Source organism: Bradyrhizobium sp. B039 (assembly GCF_038965675.1).
Classification (GTDB): Bacteria; Pseudomonadota; Alphaproteobacteria; order Rhizobiales; family Xanthobacteraceae; genus Bradyrhizobium; species Bradyrhizobium diazoefficiens.
The window spans coordinates 3664611-3685868 of the sequence record NZ_CP152416.1 but is presented as its reverse complement, the minus strand read 5'-3'; the positions used below and the strand labels follow the sequence as shown (position 1 = coordinate 3685868).

The 21258-nt window shown below is 63.7% G+C and carries 16 protein-coding genes and 1 pseudogene; 14 read left to right on the top strand and 3 right to left on the bottom strand.

Going from position 1 to position 21258, the window contains the following annotated elements:
• Positions 1 to 162: 162 nt before the first annotated feature.
• The 9 genes from AAFG50_RS17090 (at position 163) to AAFG50_RS17050 (ending at position 11381) form a co-directional block, all read left to right on the top strand.
• Positions 163 to 1425, top strand: a complete 1263-nt coding sequence (locus tag AAFG50_RS17090; RefSeq protein ID WP_028170748.1) for an ABC transporter substrate-binding protein — start codon at positions 163 to 165, stop codon at positions 1423 to 1425.
• An 83-nt stretch (positions 1426 to 1508) separates the two neighbouring features.
• Complete coding sequence (locus tag AAFG50_RS17085) at positions 1509 to 2378, top strand: branched-chain amino acid ABC transporter permease (RefSeq protein ID WP_028170747.1); 870 nt, start codon at positions 1509 to 1511, stop codon at positions 2376 to 2378.
• Positions 2375 to 4906, top strand: a complete 2532-nt coding sequence (locus tag AAFG50_RS17080; RefSeq protein ID WP_311995517.1) for a branched-chain amino acid ABC transporter ATP-binding protein/permease — start codon at positions 2375 to 2377, stop codon at positions 4904 to 4906. The genes AAFG50_RS17085 and AAFG50_RS17080 overlap by 4 nt, the downstream gene beginning before the upstream one ends.
• A 17-nt stretch (positions 4907 to 4923) precedes the next feature.
• Positions 4924 to 5733: a shikimate dehydrogenase gene (locus AAFG50_RS17075; protein ID WP_011086441.1), complete on the top strand. Its 810-nt coding sequence runs from the start codon at positions 4924 to 4926 to the stop codon at positions 5731 to 5733.
• Positions 5734 to 5738: 5 nt separating this feature from the next.
• Positions 5739 to 7463 carry an FAD-dependent oxidoreductase gene (locus tag AAFG50_RS17070; RefSeq protein ID WP_039184229.1) on the top strand — a complete coding sequence of 575 codons (1725 nt, stop codon included), beginning with the start codon at positions 5739 to 5741 and terminating at the stop codon, positions 7461 to 7463.
• A gap of 13 nt (positions 7464 to 7476) precedes the next feature.
• Complete coding sequence (locus AAFG50_RS17065; protein WP_028170744.1) at positions 7477 to 9204, top strand: FAD-dependent oxidoreductase; 1728 nt, start codon at positions 7477 to 7479, stop codon at positions 9202 to 9204.
• Positions 9205 to 9221: 17 nt separating this feature from the next.
• Positions 9222 to 9836, top strand: a complete 615-nt coding sequence (locus AAFG50_RS17060) for an NIPSNAP family protein (RefSeq protein ID WP_028170743.1) — start codon at positions 9222 to 9224, stop codon at positions 9834 to 9836.
• A gap of 10 nt (positions 9837 to 9846) precedes the next feature.
• Positions 9847 to 10677, top strand: coding sequence for a sugar phosphate isomerase/epimerase (locus tag AAFG50_RS17055; RefSeq protein WP_028170742.1), 831 nt, complete (start codon positions 9847 to 9849; stop codon positions 10675 to 10677).
• Positions 10674 to 11381: an SDR family NAD(P)-dependent oxidoreductase gene (locus tag AAFG50_RS17050; RefSeq protein WP_011086436.1), complete on the top strand. Its 708-nt coding sequence runs from the start codon at positions 10674 to 10676 to the stop codon at positions 11379 to 11381. The genes AAFG50_RS17055 and AAFG50_RS17050 overlap by 4 nt, the downstream gene beginning before the upstream one ends.
• Positions 11382 to 11979: 598 nt before the next feature.
• Here the strand turns inward: AAFG50_RS17050 and AAFG50_RS17045 are convergent.
• Positions 11980 to 13284 (bottom strand): O-antigen ligase family protein, encoded by a 1305-nt coding sequence (locus tag AAFG50_RS17045; protein ID WP_231166691.1) that lies wholly within the window; start codon positions 13282 to 13284, stop codon positions 11980 to 11982.
• Positions 13285 to 13820: 536 nt separating this feature from the next.
• Between AAFG50_RS17045 and AAFG50_RS17040 the strand changes: the two are divergent.
• The 3 genes and pseudogenes from AAFG50_RS17040 to AAFG50_RS17030 form a co-directional block, all read left to right on the top strand.
• Positions 13821 to 13958: pseudogene (locus AAFG50_RS17040) on the top strand (NAD-dependent deacetylase); the annotation flags it as partial.
• 156 nt (positions 13959 to 14114) lie between these two features.
• Positions 14115 to 14963, top strand: coding sequence for an ABC transporter permease (locus AAFG50_RS17035; protein ID WP_011086433.1), 849 nt, complete (start codon positions 14115 to 14117; stop codon positions 14961 to 14963).
• Positions 14964 to 14972: 9 nt separating this feature from the next.
• Positions 14973 to 15755 (top strand): ABC transporter ATP-binding protein, encoded by a 783-nt coding sequence (locus tag AAFG50_RS17030; RefSeq protein ID WP_011086432.1) that lies wholly within the window; start codon positions 14973 to 14975, stop codon positions 15753 to 15755.
• On the opposite strand, the gene AAFG50_RS17025 is transcribed toward AAFG50_RS17030, so the two are convergent.
• Both AAFG50_RS17025 and AAFG50_RS17020 read right to left on the bottom strand, forming a co-directional pair.
• Positions 15752 to 16894 (bottom strand): DegT/DnrJ/EryC1/StrS family aminotransferase, encoded by a 1143-nt coding sequence (locus tag AAFG50_RS17025; RefSeq protein WP_028170738.1) that lies wholly within the window; start codon positions 16892 to 16894, stop codon positions 15752 to 15754. The two genes, AAFG50_RS17030 and AAFG50_RS17025, sit on opposite strands and share 4 nt — an antisense overlap.
• A complete protein-coding gene (locus AAFG50_RS17020) occupies positions 16891 to 17469 on the bottom strand; it encodes an acetyltransferase (RefSeq protein ID WP_162185831.1) in 579 nt (192 codons plus the stop codon). The genes AAFG50_RS17025 and AAFG50_RS17020 overlap by 4 nt, the downstream gene beginning before the upstream one ends.
• Before the next feature lie 167 nt (positions 17470 to 17636).
• On the opposite strand from AAFG50_RS17020, the gene AAFG50_RS17015 reads away from it, so the two are divergent.
• Positions 17637 to 19361 carry a glycosyltransferase gene (locus tag AAFG50_RS17015; RefSeq protein ID WP_232675184.1) on the top strand — a complete coding sequence of 575 codons (1725 nt, stop codon included), beginning with the start codon at positions 17637 to 17639 and terminating at the stop codon, positions 19359 to 19361.
• On the top strand, positions 19358 to 21199 hold the full coding sequence (locus tag AAFG50_RS17010) for a glycosyltransferase family 4 protein (RefSeq protein WP_080667987.1): 1842 nt from the start codon (positions 19358 to 19360) through the stop codon (positions 21197 to 21199). The genes AAFG50_RS17015 and AAFG50_RS17010 overlap by 4 nt, the downstream gene beginning before the upstream one ends.
• Positions 21200 to 21258: the final 59 nt, after the last annotated feature.

Genomic DNA, 21258 nt, shown 5'->3' with positions numbered 1-21258 from the left:
CGGCGAGGCTTCTAGCACGAGCTGATCAGAATTGGAATTGGATTCCATTTTTCGATTTTTGATATTGGAATCCAATTCCAGTCATGGTAGGGCAAGCCCCAAGAGCCGCATGCACGGCCCGCCGGCAATGACCGGCGCAATGTCAGAAGGGGAGGTGAGACAATGACGGACCTGAAGAAGACACGAGCGGCAACCGGCCTGCGCATCGGCCGGCGCGGCCTGCTCTTGGGCGCAACGTCGCTCGCGGCATCGCGCCTCGGTATGCCGTATATCGGCAACGCGGCAGCCGCCGAGCCGATCAAGATCGGAATGATCTGGGCCAAGACGGGCTCGATCGTCGATCAGGCGGAATATCTCGCCCAGGGCGGCATGCTCGCACTGGAACAGCGCAACAACACGCTCCTGGGGCGGCCCGCGGAGATCGTCTGGCTCGACGAGCCCAATCCGCAGGGTGCTCAGCAGAGCGCGGAGCGCCTCGTCGGCGAGCAGAAGGTCGTCGGCATGGTCGGCGGTGCGCTCTCCTCCTTCGCGCTCGCGATCTCATCGGTCGCCAAGAAGGCCAAGATCCCTTACGTCGCGGCCAATGCCGCCACCGGCGACCTCACTGGCAAGTCCTGCAACAAGTACACCTTCCGCCTGCAGCCGCCGGTCGATGTTCATGCCCGCGTTCTCGCCCCCTACTGCGCTGCGATCGGCAAGAAGTGGTACCTCCTGACCGCGTCCTACGCTTTCGGTCAAGACATCAAGCGCGCCTTCACCGACTACATCACGGCCAATGGCGGCACCGTGGTCGGCGCCGACGAGGTGCCGGTCGGCACACCGGACTATTCGTCTTTCATCCTGAAGATTCGCGCCGCCAAGCCCGACGTCGTGATCGGCGGCATTGCTGCCAGCGACCTCACCACTTTCCTGAAGCAGTGGAACGAGCTCGGCATGAAGGGCAAGATTCCATTCGCCGAGATCTCTGTCGGCAACACCGACCTGTGGGGCGTCGGCCCCGAAGCCGCCGATGGGCTCTACACCATCACCTGGTGGTACAAGAATCCGAACAACTCGCCTGAAGAACAGGCGATGGCCGCGGCCTATGAGAAGAAATACCACAGGCCAGCGGCGGACAAGGCCTGGATGGGCTGGCTGGGCATGAAGAGCCTGCTCGATTCAATCGAGATGGCGAAGTCGACCGAGCCCGGCGCGATGGTGCGGGCGCTGGAGAACTGGAAGTATCGCCGCGGCAACCTGGATATCGGCTATCGCGACTTCGATCACCAGATGACGAGCCGCCTCCTGGTTGCCGGCATTCAGCCCAGGATATCAGACAAGTGGGACTATTTCGACGTCAAGGCCGAATTGCCGAAGACGCCGGACGACATCGCCAAGGCCTTCGGTTCGGCGGGCGACAGCGCCTGCAAGATGGACACGCTCTGAGGTTTGACCCCGGGTGAAACGCGATGACGCGGGCAAATCCGCTTGCGCCATCGCGCGGCCCAAATCCGAAAACGGATGACGCCATGCTCGACATGATCCTGTCGCAGGCCGTCAATGGCCTTGTGCTCGGCTTTCTCTACGTTCTGATCGCGATCGGCCTGTCGATCATCTTCGGCATGCTCGGCATCGTCAATTTCGCGCATGGCGCCTTCTTCGCCGTCGGCGCCTATCTCGCTTATGCCCTGGCCAAGGAGTTCGGCTGGTGGGGGGCGCTTGCCGCGCCGCTGTTGACCGGCGCGATCGGCGTCGTCGTCGAGATGGTCCTGATCCGGCACCTCTATGGCAAGGAACCGCTGCTCGGGCTGATCCTGACCTTCGCGCTCGCACTGCTGGCGGAGGCGGTGTTGCGGCTGATCTTCGGCGGCGCGCCCGTGCCCTTCGCTGCGCCGAAATTCCTGGCCGGCTTCGTCGAATACGGCCCGATCCTGATCACCAAATACAGGATGTTCGTGCTGCTCACGACCGCGCTGACGCTGGTCGCGTTCTGGGCCTTTCTCGCCTACACGCCTTACGGCCGGATCATCCGCGCCGGGTCGCGTGATCCGGAGATGGTCGGCCTACTCGGCATCAACCTGCCGATCGTCTTTAGCGGCGTGTTCGGCATGGGTTGCCTGCTCGCCGGCCTCGGCGGGCTCTTGGCGGCACCGCTCTGGACCATCACGCCGTCGATGGCGGCGGGCGCCATCATGCCGGCTTTCGTGATCGTCACCATCGGCGGCCTCGGCTCCTTCCTGGGTGCCGTCGTGGCCGGCCTCCTGGTCGGCATCACCACGGCGATGACCATCCAGTTCCAGCCGGAATGGTCGGGCGCAGCCATGTACATCCTGATGGCCGCCATTCTCCTCGTCCGCCCGCGCGGACTGTTCGGCGAACGCTGGGAGAGATTCGAGTGAAAAGTCTCGCTCTGTTGCGCCATCCGGCGTTTGTCGCCGCGCTCGTTCTCACCGCGCTCACCGCAGCCTGGGCGCTGCTCGGCGCGCCCATCTCGCTGATCACGCAGATCGCGATCTACACGCTCTATGGCGCCGGCGTGAATCTTCTCGTCGGCTACACCGGGCTCGTCCCCTTCGGCGCCTCGGTGTTCTTCGGCTGCGCGAGCTATGCGGCCGCCTTCTTCATCCTCGGCCGCTACGGCAACGATCTCGTCTCGCTGCTGCTGGCGACGGTGTTCTCCGCGCTGCTGGCGCTCGTGGTCGGCGCCATCATCCTGCGCCGCAGGGGACTGTACTTCTCGCTGTTGACGCTCGCGTTCTCGCAGATTGCCTTCGAGATCGCCTTCAAATGGACCGGCGTCACCGGCGGCGAGAACGGGCTGCAGGGCGTCTATCGCACGAGCTTTGCCGGACCGTGGTCGTTCCACGTCTTCGTGGTCGCTGTCACCGTGATCTGCATCTGGCTGATGTGGCGGATCGCCCACTCCCCGTTCGGCCGCGTTCTCCAGGCGGTGCGCGACAACGAGCAGCGGGCGAGCAGCCTCGGCTACAACGTCCATCGTTTTCGGCATGGCGCGCTGATCCTTACCGGCACCTTCGTCGGTTTCGGCGGCGGCCTGCTCACCCTTATGCTCGAGGGCGTCTATGCCAACAATCTGAGCTGGCAGCACGCCGGCGACTCCCTGCTGATGACCGTGCTCGGCGGCGTGCATCACGTGCTCGGGCCGCTATGGGGCGCCATCGCCTTCATTCTGCTGGAAGACCGCCTGTCAGCCATCACGGAGAACTGGTGGCTGGTTTTCGCACCCATCCTGATGCTGTTCGCGCTGACCTCTCCGGAAGGAATGCAGGGCCTGTGGCAGCGGCTCTTCGGCCGGCAGCGCTGGACGCTCGTGCGTCTCGACATCCCGCCCCGACCTGCCGCCATCGTTCCATTCGCAAGCAGCGCCGCCAAGGTCGACCGCGGCAAGCCGCTGCTGCAGACTATCGGCTTGAGCAAGAACTTTGGCAGCCTGGTGACGGCGAAAAGCCTCGACATCGAGATCCACAGCGGCGTGCTTCACAGCATCATCGGGCCGAACGGCGCCGGCAAGACCACGTTCTTCAACATGCTGTCCGGCGCACTGAAGCCTAGCGGCGGGCGCATTCTGTTCGACGGCAGCGACGTCACCCGGACGCCGATGCATGTTCGGGCCCGGCTCGGCATCGGGCGCTCGTTCCAGATCCTGTCGATATTCCAGAACCTGACCGTGTTTGAGAATGTCCGCGTGGCCGTGCAGGCTCAGCGCACGGGATCGGCCAAGATGCTCGCCGATGCCTATGCGATGGAGGAGGTCAACGCCAAGACCTGGTCGATCCTCGATGCCGTCGGCCTTGCCGACGTCGCGGCCGAACCATGCATCAATCTACCCCACGGCGCCAAGCGTCTCCTCGAGATCGGCATTACGCTCGCGATCGATTCCAAGCTGCTGCTGCTCGACGAGCCGCTGGCCGGGCTCGCCGAGGCCGACCGCGTCGTCGTGGCCGATCTCATCGGGAAGCTCGCGCAGACCCACGGCGTCCTCCTGATCGAGCACGACATCGATCGCGTCCTTGCGATCTCCGACCGCATCTCGGTCCTGCACCAGGGCCGGATAATCGCCGACGGCAAGCCGGCCGACATAGCCGCCAATCCCGACGTGGTCGCGGCCTATCTCGGGGCCGCCAAGGACGGCACGCAGTCGCCGCCGCCGTCGGTCGAGCGGATGGCCCATGCGAAAGCGCCGGTATTGCTTGCGGCCAACGCCGTGTCGGCAGGCTACGGCGGCAGCACGGTCCTTGAAGCGGTTGATCTTGCGGTTCACGCCGGCGAAGCCGTCGCCCTGCTCGGCCGCAACGGCGTCGGCAAGACGACGTTGCTGCGCGGTCTCAGCGGCACGCTTGCCATAAGTAACGGCAGCATCGCGTTCGAGGACAAGCCACTCGCGCGCCTCAAGCCCTACGAAATCAACCGCCTCGGCATCTCGCTCGTTCCCGAAGGACGCCGGCTCTTCCCCAACCTCACCGTCGTCGAGAACCTGCAGCTCGCCACGCGTCCCGGCGGTATCGCCCTGGACGAGGTGTTCGAACTGTTCCCGCGCCTGCGCGAGCGTCGTGCCGCCAAGGCCGAGAGTCTGTCCGGCGGCGAGCGGCAGATGGTCGCGATCGCGCGCGCCCTCGTGGTGCCGAGCAAGCTGATCCTGCTCGACGAGCCGTTCGAGGGCCTCGCGCCGGCCGTCGTCAAGGAAGTCATGGACGCCCTCGTCAAGCTGCGCGGCAAGGTCGCCATGGTGATCGTCGAGCATCACGCCGAGACCGTGCTGCCGATCGTCGACCGCGCCTATGTGCTGGTGAACGGCCAAATTGCCTTTGCCGGCGATGCAGCGATCCTCGAACGCGACCATGACCTGCAGGCCCGCCTGCTCGGCGTGGTCCAGGCCGAAGCGGCGCAGGCCCGCGGGGCGGCCTAGCCAAGAAGAGAAGAAGAATGATCAACCTCAACCTGACCGGCGCCACGCGCCTCAACATCATCGTCGGCGACCCCATCGCCCAGGTGAAATCGCCGGCCGGCGTCACGCAGGCCTTCATCGACCGCGGCTATGACGGCATCCTGGTGCCGGTGCAGATCAACGGCGCCCGTCTCAAGACGTTCCTGGCGGCCGCGACCGATGTCCGCAATCTCGACGGCATCATCGTCACGGTCCCGCACAAATTTGCCTGCTACGAATTCTGCGCAACCTCGACCGACCGCGCCCGTCTACTCGGCTCGGTCAATATCATGCGCCGACGCCGCGAAGGCGGCTGGCATGGCGACCACGTCGACGGGCTCGGCTTTGTCGGAGCTGTACGCGCCAACGGCTACGACCCGACCGGTAAGTGCGCGCTGCTGGTCGGCGCGGGTGGCGCCGGATCGGCGATCGCCATGGCGCTGGTCGAAGCCGGCGTTCGCTCGCTGGCCATTCACGACAATGAAGCTGCCCGCCGGGACCAGCTGATCGCGAAGCTGGCCACACTCGGCAAGGCTGGGATCGGGCCAGGCTCGGCCGATCCGTCCGGCTTCGAACTCGTCGCCAACGCAACGCCGCTCGGCATGAAGGCCGGAGACCCGCTTCCGCTCGACGCATCGAAGCTCAAAGCCAGCACGTTCGTCGGCTGCGTCATCACCAGCCCGGCGGTCTCGCCGCTCGTCGAGGCGGCGCGGCGCCTCGGCTGCAAGACGTCGACGGGCACTGAAATGTACAACGCACTGCAGAGCTCGATGGTCGACTTCCTGCTCGCGCACGACGGATCGAGGTGACGGCCATGTTCAAGAACATCGAAGCGATTTCCGACGATGCCCGCTACGATCTTATCGCGATCGGCTCGGGTGCGGCCGGCATGGCGGCTGCGCTGTTCGCAGCGATCGAGGGCCGCAAGGTCCTGCTGGTCGAGCGCACCGAATATGTCGGAGGCACCAGCGCGCTTTCGGCGGCGACCACCTGGATCCCCAACTCGCACCATTCGAAGAGCGTCAATCCCGATGACAGCCGGGAGAAGGTCCGCAAGTTCCTCGACGGCGTGGTCGGCAATCATTCTGCCCCGTCGATGCGCGAGGCCTTTCTCGACAGCGCGCCGGACGCGGTCGCAACGCTCGAAGCCAACAGCATCGTCAAGTTCCGCCCCTATGCGACCCATCCAGATTACGAACAGCAGTTCGAGGGCGCTACGATGCGCGGCCGCGCTCTCGAACCTGTGCCGTTCGACGGCCGCGACCTTGGCGCCGATCTCGGCAATATCCGTCCACCGATCCCGGAGTTCACGATTTTTGGCGGCATGATGGTCGACCGCACCGATATCGGCCACCTGCTCGCCCTCAAGAAGTCCGCGCGCTCGTTTGCCCATGCCATCAAGATCCTCGCTCATTATGCCGGCGATCGGCTTAAGGGCCGACGCGGGTCCCGCCTGGTGATGGGCAATGCGCTGATCGGCCGCTTCCTGGCCTCGCTCAATGCGCGCGGCGTCGATATCCTGATCCGCACCGAGGTGCAGGATCTCGTCACCGAGAACGGCACTGTGACCGGTGCGGTGCTCAAGTCCGGCACAACGAGCCGCCGCGTAGCGGCCACGCACGGCGTCGTGCTCGCCGCCGGCGGCTTCAATCGGCATCCGCAACGCCGCGGCGAGCTGCTGCCCAAGGGCGAGACATACAGCCCTTCCGCTCCCGGGCACACCGGCACCATGCAGGACATCGCCTTGCGGCTCGGCGCGCGCCTCGGCGAAGGCAATCTCGACAATGCGTTCTGGGCGCCGGTCTCGATCCGACGGCGCGCCGACGGCAGCACCGCGAGCTTCCCCCATTTCGTCATGGACCGCAGCAAGCCGGGCACGGTTTGCGTTGATCAGACCGGCCGTCGTTTCGTCAACGAATCCGTCTCCTATCACCTGTTCGGTCGCGCGATGTTCGAGCACGACAAGCAGGTGCCCTGCATTCCCTGCTTCATCATCACCGACGCCACGGGCCTCAAGAAATACGGCCTCGGCATGGTACGGATGGGCACGCGCAACCTCGCTCCCTACCTCGCCGACAGCTATCTGACCGAGGGCGCGACCATCAGTGAGCTCGCCGGCAAGATCGGCGTGCCCGCGACCAACCTCGAAGGCACGATCGCGGCGATGAACCGCTATGCCGCTGATGGCATCGATCCGGACTTCGGGCGCGGCACCACGCCCTATCACCGCGTCAACGGCGATGCGTCGATCGGACCCAACCCGACGCTCGGTCCGATTGCGACCGCGCCCTATTATGCCGTGCGACTCTATCCCGGCGACATCGGCGCGGCCACCGGTCTCGTCGTCAACGAATGGGCACAGGTCATGCGCGCCGATGGCAGCGCGATCGCGGGACTCTATGCCTGCGGCAACGAGGCGAATTCGATCATGGGCGGCACCTATCCGGGCCCGGGCATCACCATCGGTCCGGCGATCGCGTTTGCCTATCGCGCGGCGCGACATGCGCTCGGGGTGTCCCAGGCGCGTCGCGCCGCGTGAACCGGAGGTTGACGTGAGAAGCGACGAACATCTCGACTGCGATCTGCTCGTGATCGGCTCGGGCGCGGGCGGCTTGGCTGCAGCGGTTACGGGCGCCTCGCTCGGTCTCGACGTCATCGTGGTCGAGAAGGAGGCGCAGCTTGGCGGCACCACAGCGTGGTCCGGCGGCTGGATGTGGATCCCGCGCAATCCGCTGGCGAGAGCGGCAGGCATCGTGGAAGCCCCCGAGCAGCCCAAGCTCTATCTGCGGCACGAGCTCGCCGATGGTTACGACACAGCCCGCGTCGACATGTTCCTCGATCAAGGCCCGCGCATGATCGAGTTCTTCCAGCGCGAGACTCATCTTGCCTTCATCGATGGCAACCAGATCCCGGATTTTCACGGCAAGAGCCCGGGCGCGGTCACGGGTGGCCGCTCGCTCTGCGCGGCGCCGATCGATGGCCGTGAGCTCGGTCCACGCCTCCGCGATCTCAAGCCGCCGCTGGATGAAGTCGCCCCGTTCGGGATGGCCATCGCGTCGGGCGCGGATCTCCGGTACTTTCTCAACGCCCGTTCCTCGCTGGCCTCCTTCCGGCATGTCGCGCGCCGGCTCGCGCGGCATCTGGTCGACATGCTGCGCTTCGGTCGCGGCATGCATCTCGTCAACGGCAACGCGCTTGTGGCCCGACTGTTGAAATCCGCCGACGCGCTTGGCGTTCGCATCATGCCGGCGGCGCCGGCCCGATCGCTCCTGAGCGAAGGAGCCCGCATCACGGGCGCGCGCGTCGTTCATGACGGCGCGACGCTTGAGATTCGCGCCCGCCGCGGTGTCGTGCTCGCCTGCGGCGGCTTCCCGCACGATACGGCGCGGAAGGCAGCGCTCTTTGCCCACGCTCCAAGCGGCCACGAGCATTGGTCGGCGGCGCCGGCCGGCAACACCGGCGACGGCATCCGCCTCGGAGAGAGTGTCGGCGGAGAGCTGCGGACGGATCTCTCCGACCCGGGAGCCTGGGCGCCGGTCTCACTGGTCCCGCATCGCGACGGCTCGGTTGGCCACTTTCCGCATCTGATCGAGCGCGCCAAGCCGGGGCTGATCATGGTGCGCAGCGACGGCACGCGCTTTGCCAACGAGGCCAATTCCTATCACGACGTGATGAAGGCGCTGTTCGCCGCCACGCCCGCGGGCGCGCCCGCCGAGGCCTGGGCGATCTGCGACGCAAAATTCCTCAAGCGCTACGGCCTTGGCCGCGTCCGCCCGCCGCCCTTCCCAATCACGCCATGGATTCGCAACGGCTACCTGAAGCGAGGCGCGAGCATCGAGGCGCTGGCGCGCGCCTGCGACATCTCCGCCGAAGGGCTCAAGGCGACGATCGGGCACTACAACCGATTTGCCGCGCACGGCGAGGATCCCGCCTTCGGACGCGGTGACACGCCCTATAATCGCGTGCAGGGGGATACGGCTCATCTGCCGAACCCCTGCGTCGCGCCGGTCGATGCCGGCCCGTTCTATGCGGTGAAGATCGTCGCCGGCAGCCTCGGCACCTTCGCAGGTCTCAACACCGACGAACATGCCCGCGTGCTTGATGCGCAGGAGCGGCCCATCGACGGCCTCTACGCCGTCGGAAACGACATGTCGAGCATCATGGCCGGCCGCTATCCGTCCGGCGGCATCACGCTCGGTCCAGCCATGACCTTCGGCTACATCGCCGCGCACCACGCTGGCGGAATTCCGCTCAAGAACAACCGGTCGGCCGCCGCCTGACCGCAAGGAGAAGAAATATGCTCTATGAGATCGCAACGCTGACGGTGAAGCTCGGTACCGCCGCCAAGGCCGTGGCCGGGATCGGCGATTATGTCGGGGCGCCGGAGGCCAAGGGCACGCTGCTCGGCTGCTGGGCAAACGAGATCGGCGAGCTCAACCAGCTCCTGGTGCTGCGCTCGTTTGGCGATCACGAGGCATACCGCGGCGAGCGCGAGCGCGCGCTCCGCACCGCCAATCCCTTCAATGCCGGCGAGGCCATCACGCAGATGAGCTTCGACACCTATGTGCCGTTTCCATTCCTGCCGCCGGTCGTGCCGGGCAAGTACGGAAGCGTCTACGAGATCCGCACCTATCGCCTCAAGCATGGCGGCGTTCCTCCCACGATCGCCGCGTGGGAAGCCGCGATGCCCGAGCGCGGCAAGCTGTCGCCGCTCTCGATTGCGATGTATGCGCTGGACGGGCCGCCGCGCTTCACCCATATCTGGCCCTTCGCGAGCCTCGATGCCCGCGCCGCTGTGCGCGCGGAATCCGTCGCCAGGGGCGTGTGGCCGCCGAAGGGCGGGCCGGATTGGCTGACCGGCGAGATGCGCTCGATCATCGCGCTGCCGACCGCCATCTCTCCGCTGGCGTGAGGCGATCGCCATGACGCACATCTATTCGCTCGCCTATCTCACCTCGGCGCCGATGGCGCCTCCGGACGCGCTGGTCCTGGCCGAAAAGCTCGGCTACCAGGCGATAGGGGTCCGCATCGCGCCCGCCGCCCCCGGCGGCGACTTCTCGCCGCTCGCCACGGATCCCGCCCTGTTGCGCGAAACCATCCGGTGCATCGAGAACACCGGCGTGCCGGTGTTCGACGTCGAAATTGCACGGCTTGGCGCGTATTTCAAAGCGGACCACTTCGCAGCCTTCCTCGAAACCGCGGGCAGGCTGAAGGCGCGCGCGATCCTCGTCGCCGGTGACGATCCGGACGAAGCCCGACTGACGGAGTCATTCGCCGCATTCTGTCGCGCCGCGGCACCCTACGACCTCACCGCGGATATCGAATTCATGCCGTGGACCGCGGTGAAGAACGCCAGGGCCGCCCTTCGTATCGTGACCAACGCCGGCGAGCCGAACGGCCGCGTGCTGGTCGACGCGCTGCATGCCGCGCGCTCGGCTACCACCCTTGACGATATCGTAGGCCTGCCGCGGGAATTGCTGAGCTACGCCCAGCTCTGTGACGCGCCCGCAGGGATCCCCGCCAGCAACGACGAACTGATCCACACGGCACGGTGCGCCCGGCTTCTCCCGGGCGACGGCGGCATCGATCTCGCCGGGGTCGTCCGCGCCTTGCCGGACGACCTTCCGCTGAGCCTCGAGATTCCGAACGATGAGTGGCTGCCCAAGCTCGGCGCCGAGGAATGGGGACGACGCGCGCTGGCGGCGGCACGCAGCATCGTCGCGCGCGCCGCAGATAGACGAGCGACGACATGAGCGGCCTCGATCTCTCCGGGCGCATCGCCGTCATTTCCGGCGGCTGCGGCGGCATCGGCCAGGCCGTTCGCGAGCGGCTTGCCGCCTCGGGCGCGAAAGTCGTCGTCTGGGACGTCGCAGATGGCGCCGACCAGCGGATCGATCTCACCGACGAGGCCGCCGTCAATGACGTGATGACGGGCCACCTCGCGCGCTTCGGCCGCATCGACATCCTCGTCAATGCCGCGGGAATCACGGGCCCTACGGTCAACATCGAGCAGTACAGCCTTGCCGAATGGCGGCGCGTGCTCGATGTGAACCTCACCAGCACGTTCCTCTGCTGCAAGGCGGCCGTCGCACCGATGCGACGGAAGAACGCCGGACGCATCGTCAACCTGGCCTCGATCGCCGGCAAGGAAGGCAATGCCGGCATGACCGGCTATTCCGCTGCCAAGGCGGGCGTGATCGCGCTGACGAAATCTCTCGGCAAGGAGCTGGCCGGCACCGATATCCGGGTCAACGCCATCGCACCCGCCGTGATCGCCACCGATCTCGTCAAGCAGATGTCGGACGAAGCCTATCGAAACGTGCTGGCAAAGATACCGCTCGGACGTGCGGGACGACCGGACGAGGTAGCGGCGCTGGTCACTTGGCTCGCCTCCGACGAATGCTCATTTTCGACTGGCGCGGTTTTCGACCTGTCTGGTGGGCGAGCGACGTACTGAGCCACCTGCCGAAGTTCCCTCTCGAACTCATCGCCATTTGATGAGGGGCAAGCTGTCACAGCTTGGCAAGCCGGTGAAATAATTACGCGCGGCAAACCGCGTCTGTCGACGTGTGAAATCGTGTAAAATCATAGATTGGTGCACAAAATCGTGGCCCCTGGTAGTCGGGGAGCGACTCGCCCCCCGACATCAGCATTTTTCATTATTACGCCCTGACCAGCAGCCCCTGCCCCACCCAGCGACCCAACACTGGCCTGCTCACCATGCCGGCGAACAAGATCCGCTTCTCGGTCGAAGCCACCTGCACTGCTGGCTTGCGTCGAAGCTCGACTGCTCAAACTCGCTATCACTAGATTTTTCTTGATCTCCCGGTGCACACGTCGTGCACACGCCGCCTTCTAACCGACTGAAAGACTTGAACATTGACTTGATTCTCTGTCGCTTCGCTCATTGACGATCGCGTGACGCCGTCCGAGGAAGGGCCGCATACGTCGCCCGCTGCCATTTCGCGGCAGCTGCAGATCTCGCATGCCGAGAGCCCCATCGGCGCACGTGACTTGATATCGAGCGAAAAGTCGCGATCCGAGGCGAGATCTCATCATCTGCCGTCTGCTACTGTTCGTGGGTGCGTGGCGATCACGTGTACCTCGCCATCCCGACCCTCTTTGGTGAGGACGCCAGCACCCAAGCCCACGCCTAGGACGTACATCCATCCCTCTTGAAAGTCGAACAAGTGGGAATTGAGCAGTGAGCTGAAGATATTCTGTGTAACAACAAGAAACCCGAGCCAGCTTGCAAAGCCCCTCCCACGAAAGAGGAGCAGGTGACAAATCCAGGTTGCATATAGCACGGCAATGCCCAGCACGCCCCACTGAACCGCCATGTTCAGCGTTTGATTGTGAGGATTGCGCGTCACTTCGGCCTCCAGGCCCATTTTTCCCTGTGCCTTCTGGCTAAACAAAATCTCCGTGGATCCGGTACCGTGCCCAATGATCGGCGCTGCCGCAAAGAACGTCAGTGATTCCTGCCAGTAGTAGAGGCGCTGCCCTGTCGAGCGCGGGACATTCTCAAGATAAAGCTGATATTCACGCGAAACATCCGCGATTCTTGTTCGCAAGAACGATGGGGTTGTCCATAAGGCCGCGGCGGCCGTAAGGGCGGCAAGCAGCAGCGTCATCGATTGTCGGCGGGTTAGAAATTTAAGTGCGAGAACGCCCAACATAGCAGGGATATAGATTAGCGCTGTGCGAGCCGAGACGACAAAAATCATATTGGTGAAGAAGGCGGCTATCAAGGTCACAAGCCCGCCGAATATGGCGATCCGCCCTTGTTTGAATAACTCCATCGCGAGCGGCGCCGCTGCGATCATGCAAAGCGCAAATTCCTGACTTTGGTCGATGTAGTTCTTGACTGGTACGCCGGCATTCTTTGACGCCTCAAGTCTGATCGACGGCTCGACATACGACATCCATGAAAGCGCCATCAACAGAGAACAGGAGATGAAGAAAGCAGCAGGTGCCCAAGTCGCCCGTTGCGATCGCTCGAAATGGTAGGCGATCAAAGGCAGGGCGATAACCTTGGCGGTCGATTTGATGGTGTAGAGCGCCGTCAGCCAGGGTGCTTCGCTCCAAGCGGTGCCGGCGAGGGCAAGCACGAATATCAGCAGTGGAAACATGCAGTGAGGGCGACGCAAGTGCAGCAGGATCGCAGCGCCATCCTCTCGCAATGAGACCCCCAAGATCCCGGTCAGCCAGATGAGCAAGATGATCTGGAAGCCTGTAGTCGACCAAGGCAGCATCGTAAAAGTTGCCGTTCCGAGGAGATCATTGGTAAATTGCGTGCGGACTGGATATGACCACCAGCTCGGCTGCGAGTTTGTCGACGTTGTTTCAAGTGTATCCATTGGGCCCACAGGGTCGAGCGTATTCAGGTGCTTTGCCGCAGAAGTCACCATTTGTCTTCAGGATCTAGCGCGCGCCATCTCGCATGTTCTGTATCGGTTTATGGGCATATACGACGCGGGTCGGGCTGCTGGCAACGATGGAGCGCTCGCGCGACCTGATCGAAAGGTCATAGCCATCGCCAACAGGGGGCGAGCTCAAGTCTGCAGCTGGCCAGCGTATGCCAAGGCTGCCACCGGCCATGCACCAACGTTCACTGCCGACCATTAAGGATCGTTTATTTGCCAGGAACAGGACGTGCCCTCTCACTAGCTTGGTTACCAAGGCGCACTGTTTCCCGATGAGGCCAGACAGTCAGATCACGATAATCAGACCGCTCCGCCCGGTGCCTTGTGCCGCGCTGAGTGCGGCCGATACCGTCGGGCCTCGACTTTAGAAACATCGGGCGCCACGTGGCCCCGTCCGTCAATCGGCTTGCACAATTCGCAAGCCGATTGACAGCGAAAACGCAGCGCGCCGCATTTCAGGCGAGTGCATGAACGCCGATTGGCTCGACCTTGACGCCCTAGACGCGCCCGACGGCGATGCCGATCTCGATGCCGCGGACTTCTCGTCATTCAACGTGCCGTCCTGCTCGTCCTGCGACGGCATCCTCAAGCCCGACGTCGAGTTCTTCAGCCGACAGGTTACCGTAGCGGCCGCTGCTGATCACCGGCACCACGGCCTTGCCATCGGCCATAGCCGGGGTCTACTGCCGTTCCTCTCGAAAGCTTTGATTTGGCCGCATGAACCTGCTTAATCGCGGCCGCGCATCATTTTGGAGATATCGGGCATGGCCCGCGGCACCATCCAGGGGGCACTGCGAAGCGGTTCGGTCGTGCGAAGCACCGATCGCTCCGCCTTGGCCGCCGCGCGCGCTGATATCGTATGCGGGCTGTTACTCTGGCGGCTGTGGGGCCGTCTCGGCTGGAACGACATCCGGCAACGCTATCAGCGTTCGATCTTGGGGCCGCTCTGGCTCACGGTCAGCATGGGCATCCTGATCGGCTCCCTGGGTCTGCTCTATGCCAGGTTGTTCCAGCAGCCCGTCGAGGAGTTCCTGCCCTATTGCGGCATCGGGCTTCTGATCTGGGGCTTCATGTCGAGCTATTTGACGGAGAGTGGTACGCTGTTTTCGGGGGCCGAAGCCTATATCAAGCAAATCAGCCTGCCGTTCTCGCTGTATGTCTACCGGGCAAGCTGGGCCAAGCTCATCATGCTGGCCCACAATTTCATCATATATTTCGGCATCATCCTGTATTTTCGTATCTGGCCGGGCGCAGCTGCGCTTCTGGCGATACCCGCGCTCTGCATCGTCGCCTTCAACGGGATGGCCATCAGCCTGACGATCGGGATGATTTCGGCGCGCTTTCGCGATATCCCACAAGTGATCAACTCCGTCGTGCAGATCCTGTTCTTCGTGACGCCCTTAATGTGGAAGCCCGATGCGGTGAAGATTCCGGCCTATGTGACGGAATTGAATCCGGTCTATCACCTGCTGCAAATCGTTCGCGCGCCGCTGCTCGGGGAGGTTCCGACAGCCTCCAACTACGCGGCGGTCGGACTGGTCACGCTGATCAACGTTGCCTTGTCGGGACTGTTGTTCTCCCGTTATCGGGCGCGGATCGCGTATTGGGTTTGAGGGACAGCAATGCTTGACGGCCTTCGGGGCAAGCCGCTCGTGACGCTGGAGAAGGTCAGCGTGTCCTTCCCGATCTACCAGGGTGGATCTCGTTCGCTGAAGAAGCACCTGCTGTTCCACGGAACCGGCGGGCAGCTCGCCAGCGATGCGAACGAGCGGATCGTCGTCGAGGCGTTGAGAGACGTCTCCCTGTCGATCGCCGCAGGCGAACGCATTGCGCTCGTCGGCGCCAACGGCGCCGGCAAGACCACCCTGTTACGCGTGATGGCCGGCGTCTATGAGCCGACGCTGGGGATCGCGACGTCGTGCGGTCGCATATCGCCGATCTTCGATATCGCTGTCGGAATCGACGGCGATCTGAGCGGCTACGATAACATCCGCCTGCGCGGCATGCTGCTGGGGCTGAGTGCCGGCGAGATCGAATCCTATATCCCCGATATCGCCGATTTCACCGAGCTCGGAGACTATCTGGACGTTCCCGTGCGAACCTATTCCTCGGGCATGATGACGCGCCTGACCTTCGCCGTCGCCACCTGCTTCTCGCCCGAAATCCTCCTGATGGATGAGTGGATTATGGCGGGAGATGCGAGCTTTCTCGCGAAGGCGCAACGCCGGATCGAATCCTTTGTCGAGCGTGCCAACATCCTGGTGCTGGCCTCCCACAATCTCGACATCTGCCGGAAATGGTGCACCAAAGCCGTGTGGATGGAGCGGGGCCGTATTCGAGCGGCGGGTGAGATCGACGCTGTGCTGCAAGAGATGCAGCTCGACCTTGCGCGGCAGTCCTCCTAGGCTGAACGACGGGTTTCCTGGTCGATCGCCATTTGAAGCGCGCGACAGACGTGGTCGACCGCCTGCTCCGGCATGTTGGTGTGGAAGGGGAGAGCCAGCGTGCTGGCGGCGACCCGCTCGGTCACAGGAAACTGGCCGCGTTGGTAGCCGTAACGCTCGGCGAAGTACGGCTGAAGATGGATCGGCGGGAAATAATTTCGCGTCGGAATCCCGCGTTCCGCAAGCCGCGACGCGATATTGTCGCGCGACAGGCGAGCATCCAACCGCACGATGTACACGAACCAACTCATCCGCGTGGTGTTCGCAGCCGCACTGAGTGGCTTGACGCTCGCGATGCGCGCCAGGCGATCGTTGTAAGCCGCTGCCACCGCAGCTCGCCGGTCCAAGAGGTCGTCGAGGCGCGAGATCTGCGAGAGACCCAGCGCGGCACTGAGTTCATTGAGGCGGTAGTTGAACCCCAACTGATGATGTTGCAGCCATTCGTCGCCGGCGCGTCCGTGATTGCGCAAGGCTCGCAGCTCGCGATCCCATTGCGGATCGTCGGTGGTTACGATGCCGCCCTCGCCGGTGGTCATCTGCTTGTTGGGATAGAAAGCGAAGACGGATGCGCGCCCAAACGCGCCGACCTTGCGGCCGTCGAACTCCGCGCCGATCGCTTCGCAGGCGTCTTCGATCACGGCAAGCCCGCGCCGGTCGGCGGTGCGGCAGATCTGGTCCATGCGCGCGGGACGGCCGAAGACATGAATCGGAAGGATTGCGACCGTCCGGTCGTTCACCGCCGCGTCGATCGCATCCGCATCGATATTGAAACTGTCTTCGTCGATGTCGACAAACACCGGCGTTCCGTGCTCGTAGAGGATGCAATTGGCTGAGGCGACGAAGCTGAAGGGTGACGTGACGACTTCCGAGCCCTCCTTCACGCCGGCAAGCCGCATGCACAGGTGCAGGCCAGCCGTGCCGCTGGCGACCGCGACGGCATATCGCGTGCCAACATAGTCGCGTACGCGCTTCTCGAACTCTTCGATATAGGCTCCGATGCTGAGCCGGCCGCTTCGCAGCACCTGTGCGACGAGATCGATATCGCCCTCGGTGATATCGGGCTGCGACATCGGCGTGCTGATAATGCCTTTCTCATTCATCGCACTCTCCGTGCTGGCACTCCGACGACCGTCGCATGATCGGCGACATCCTCAGTTACGACTGCGCCGGCCCCGATGACGCACCAATTTCCGATGCTCACTCCCGGCAGGACGCGGCTGCCCAGCCCGAGAAGACTTCCCTCGCCGATTTTCACCTCGCCGCCCAGATAGCACCCCGGCGCCACATGAGCGTGATCGCCGATCTCGCAATCATGCTCGACAATCGCACCTGTGTTGATGATGACGTTCTGCCCGATTTTTGCATACGCATTGACGATGGCACCGGCGAACGCGACGATGCCGGCCTTCAACTCCGCCCAGGTGCTCACCGTCGCACGGGGGTGAACGATCGTGATCGCCTTTGCGTTTCGCGACGTCTCGCGCTGCATGATGTCGCGCCGAGCGCGATTAGCTCCGATCGCCGGGATGAGGCCATCGATATTGTGATCACGCCAGGCCGAAATCGGCCCCAGCACGGGAAGTCCCATGATCGAACGACCCGATAGCGACGGATTGTCGTCCAGGAATCCGACGATCTTATGCCCCGCAAGCGATAGAGCGGCGTCTGCAACCACCTTTCCGTGCCCGCCGGCGCCTACGCAAGCGATCCTAGGTACCGCGCCATTTGCGTTCAAATTTTCACTTGCTCCCCGGAGTCGGGCCGGAGCTGTACCCGAGCCAGTTGGAAACTTTTGGATGAATATTGTAGTGCTGAGTAATGGAAAATGACACAGTTGGCAACATGCCGCTTGTTCGCACGACGACTCTTGGTTCCGCTCGGCAAGCCGTCGAGATCGCGCATGGCCCGTCGGTCAAAGGCACGATGCCGGCTCCGACGACGAGGCAGCTCCGCGTCTGTCACATCGCGGCGACGACTGAAGGCGCGGCATGGGTGTTTGAGCAGGTGCGGGATCTCAGGGATCGTTTCGGGTACGACGTCAGCGTCATCTTGAACGGAACCAGCGGGGCGCTCGTCGACCGCTTCAATGCTGCCGGTATTCGCGTCCTTGCGAGCGATTTCCAGTTTCTCGGCGGTGGCGATTTGTTCGCACTGCCCAAGCGGATCCTGGACCTAGGGCGTATTCTGGAGCGCGAGCGCTTCGACATCATCCAGACGCACCTGTTCCATTCCATGGTGATCGGTCGCATCGCGGCCTGGCTCGCCGATGTCCCGGTACGCTTGTCGATGATCGCAGGCCCATTCCATCTCGAGGCTTATACGCCGAGCTGGATCGATGGCTCGACGCAGTGGATGGATACCGCGCTCATCCCGTCCTGCGAGTTCAGCCGTTCACTGTATCTGTCAATGGGCGTGCGCAAGCAGCGCCTCGAGGTCATCTATTACGGGCCGGACGAGACCAGGTTCGAGCCGTCGCGTGAGGTCGCCGCGGATTTGCGCGCCGAGCATGGCTGGGCAGCAGATACGCCGCTGATCGGGATGGTCGCTTATTTTTATCCCGAACTCGGCGTCAACCGATGGACGCCGCCGGCCGCGCAGGGGCGCCCGGTCAAGAGCCACGTCGACCTTATCAGGGCAATGCCTGCGGTGCTCGCCGAGTTTCCCAATGCCAAACTGTTGTTGGTCGGGTCGGGCTGGGAGGAAGGCGGCCGGCAATATATGACCAAGATGCAGGCTTTGGTCGCCGAACTCGGTCTTTCCGATAGCGTCGTCTTCACCGGCTACCGCACGGACATTCCCGCCGTGCTCAAATCGCTCGATGTCGCCGTTCAGGCCTCGGTTAGCGAAAACCTCGGAGGTTCGATCGAGGGCCTCTTGATGGAATGTCCGATGGTCGCGACGCGAGTTGGCGGCCTCGTCGATAGTGTCATCGACGGCCATACCGGCGTGTTGGTCGGCCCAGCCGATCCGGCCGAGCTTGCAAGGGGGATTCTCGAACTATTGCGCGCCCCCTCGCGCGCAAGGGAGTTCGGCCGTCACGGCCGGGCGCGCATGCTCGAGAGGTTTACGCTGCGAACGACGGTGGAGGACGAGCACCGGCTTTATCAGCGGCTGTATGCACGGGCACCGGCCGGCTACCGCTCCGTTCGCCGCGCATTTCGGTTGTTTTGTGGGGCCCTCGTCGGTGGTTACCTGGCGTTCCGCTATACGGTGTTCGACAGCAATCTGCTGCCAGCCTGGGATGCCGGTTGGCGGCCGTGGCACTTCCTCGCGTTGCGCCGGTTGATGCTGCGCCTGATCAACGCGGTGCTGCGATCCAGGACTGCATCTGCTCCTGCGCCTTACGCGGCCGCACCCGCGAACGAGCAGTTCATCTCTGTGACGATCGAGCCTCCAGCGCCGATTGCTCCGCGACTGAGGCTTGCCGGGCGGATGATGCTCTACCGCTTCTATGCATTCGTCGGTCGACAAAAGCTCGGCTGGGGTCTTCGCAGGCGTCTGCGTGCCAAGTTCCGTCGCCTGCTCGGCTCTGCTGCCGAGCCAGACAGCGAGGCGCGGGACCGATGACCATGCGAACAATCAATCGCGCATCTGGCGGTGGAGACAAGGTCGGGTCGTTGAGAGTCTGTCACCTCGTCTCGGCGACCAACGGCGCTCGCTGGGCCGTGGAGCAGTTGTCGTGGCTGCGAGACCGTTATGGACATGATGTCACGGCGGTCGTGGGCGGTTCGAACGGCTCCTTGATCGACATGCTGAAGGAAGCCGGTATCCGGGTTCACGCCGAGGAGGGCTTCGGCGCCTATGATAGCGTCGCTTCGGTTCTGCGGCTGCCGGCGGCGGTCTGGCGGCTTGCATGGTGGCTGCGCCGGGAACGCTTCGATGTCGTGCAGTCGCATCTGCTGTTTGCGATGATTGCGACGCGGTTCGCGGCCTGGTTTGCCGACGTCCCGGTGCGGCTTGCGATGTATGCCTCGCCTTTCCATCTCGAAGTGCCCCGGACGTTCTGGATGGACCGATTGACGTGGTGGACGGAGACGCGTCTCATCGCATCATGCAAGTACACCGACGACATCCTCGCCCGTCTCGGTGTCGCCTCGGCGCGCCGCGCGGTGATCTACTACGGCGCGGACAACGATCAGTACGATCCGGACAAAACCCCGGCCGTCGACCTGCGGGCGGAGTATGGCTGGCCATCGTCGACCAAGATCGTCGTGAAGGTCGCCTATTTCTATGCGAAAATGTCGGATAACGACTGGGTGCCCGCCGTCCTACGCGGAAAGAACCCGAAGGGTTTTGTCGACCTCGTTCGGGCCACGCCGGCTATTCTCGCCAAGCATCCGGAAACCAAGGTCGTGCTCGTGGGCAATGGCTGGGGGGAGCCTGGGACCGCCTACATGGAGGAGGTGCGGCACCTGGTGCAGGATCTCGGCCTTTCCGAGAGCATCATCTTTACCGGCTTTCGTCGCGACACGGCCGGAATCCTTCGCGGCGCCGATGTGGCGGTTCAGGCCTCACTCTATGAGAATGTGGGCGGGGTGATCGAATCCCTCATGGTAGAATGCCCGACAGTTGCAACTGCGGTCTGCGGCATGGTCGATTGCGTGATCGACGGCGAGACGGGCATTCTCGTGCGTCCCTCCGACCCTGCGGACCTGGCGCGCGGTATCAACGACATGCTGTGTGACCGGCCGCGCGCTCGCGCGCTTGCCGCGAGCGGTGGCCTTCTTGCCCGGGAGCGCTTCAGCCTGGCGCGCACATGCGCCGATCTCGATCAATTGTACCGGTCGGAACGATCGGTCCTACGCCGTCGCTTCTACAATCCGCTGGTGAGCCTTGCACGCTGTGCGATCGGCGTCCCGATCCTTGCCTGGTTCGTACTACGCGTCGCGCACAGGGATTTTTACATGACCTCGCACTGGCCGACGCATCGCAACCGCCTGAAGAGCATTCTCGATACGACCTTCAGCTTCGATACGTATTGGCGGTCAATCGCGAACCAGCTTCCGTACGGGCCTCCTCCCGGGACGTTGCTGCCGCTGCGAATCCGATGGGCCAATCGTCGCGTGACCGCTGGCTTGCACCTTGCGCGCTGGCACATCGAATTGCCGATGCATCTGCGAATGTACCGGCAACGGCTGACCTCATGGGTCAGAAGTCATCTTTCGACTCTCAGAGGTCAACTTGTCACCGCTGGCCTGCACGCGTCGCGTCGATGGGTCGAAGCGCCGATGTATTTGCGCATGTATCGCCAGCAGACGGTGTCCTGGCTCGGCAAACATTCCCCCGGTTGGGGCTTGATGCGGAAGCTTGCGGAACTGCGGCGCGGGTTGCAGCCGAATGGACCCGGACAAGCGGCGCTGCAGCAGACACCGATTGAGCCGCCCGTTTGCGACAGTGCCGAGTGAGGTTGATGCCGTGACTTCCGTGCGTCCGGCCTCCCTGCCCCCCTTCGCGCCCGACAGAA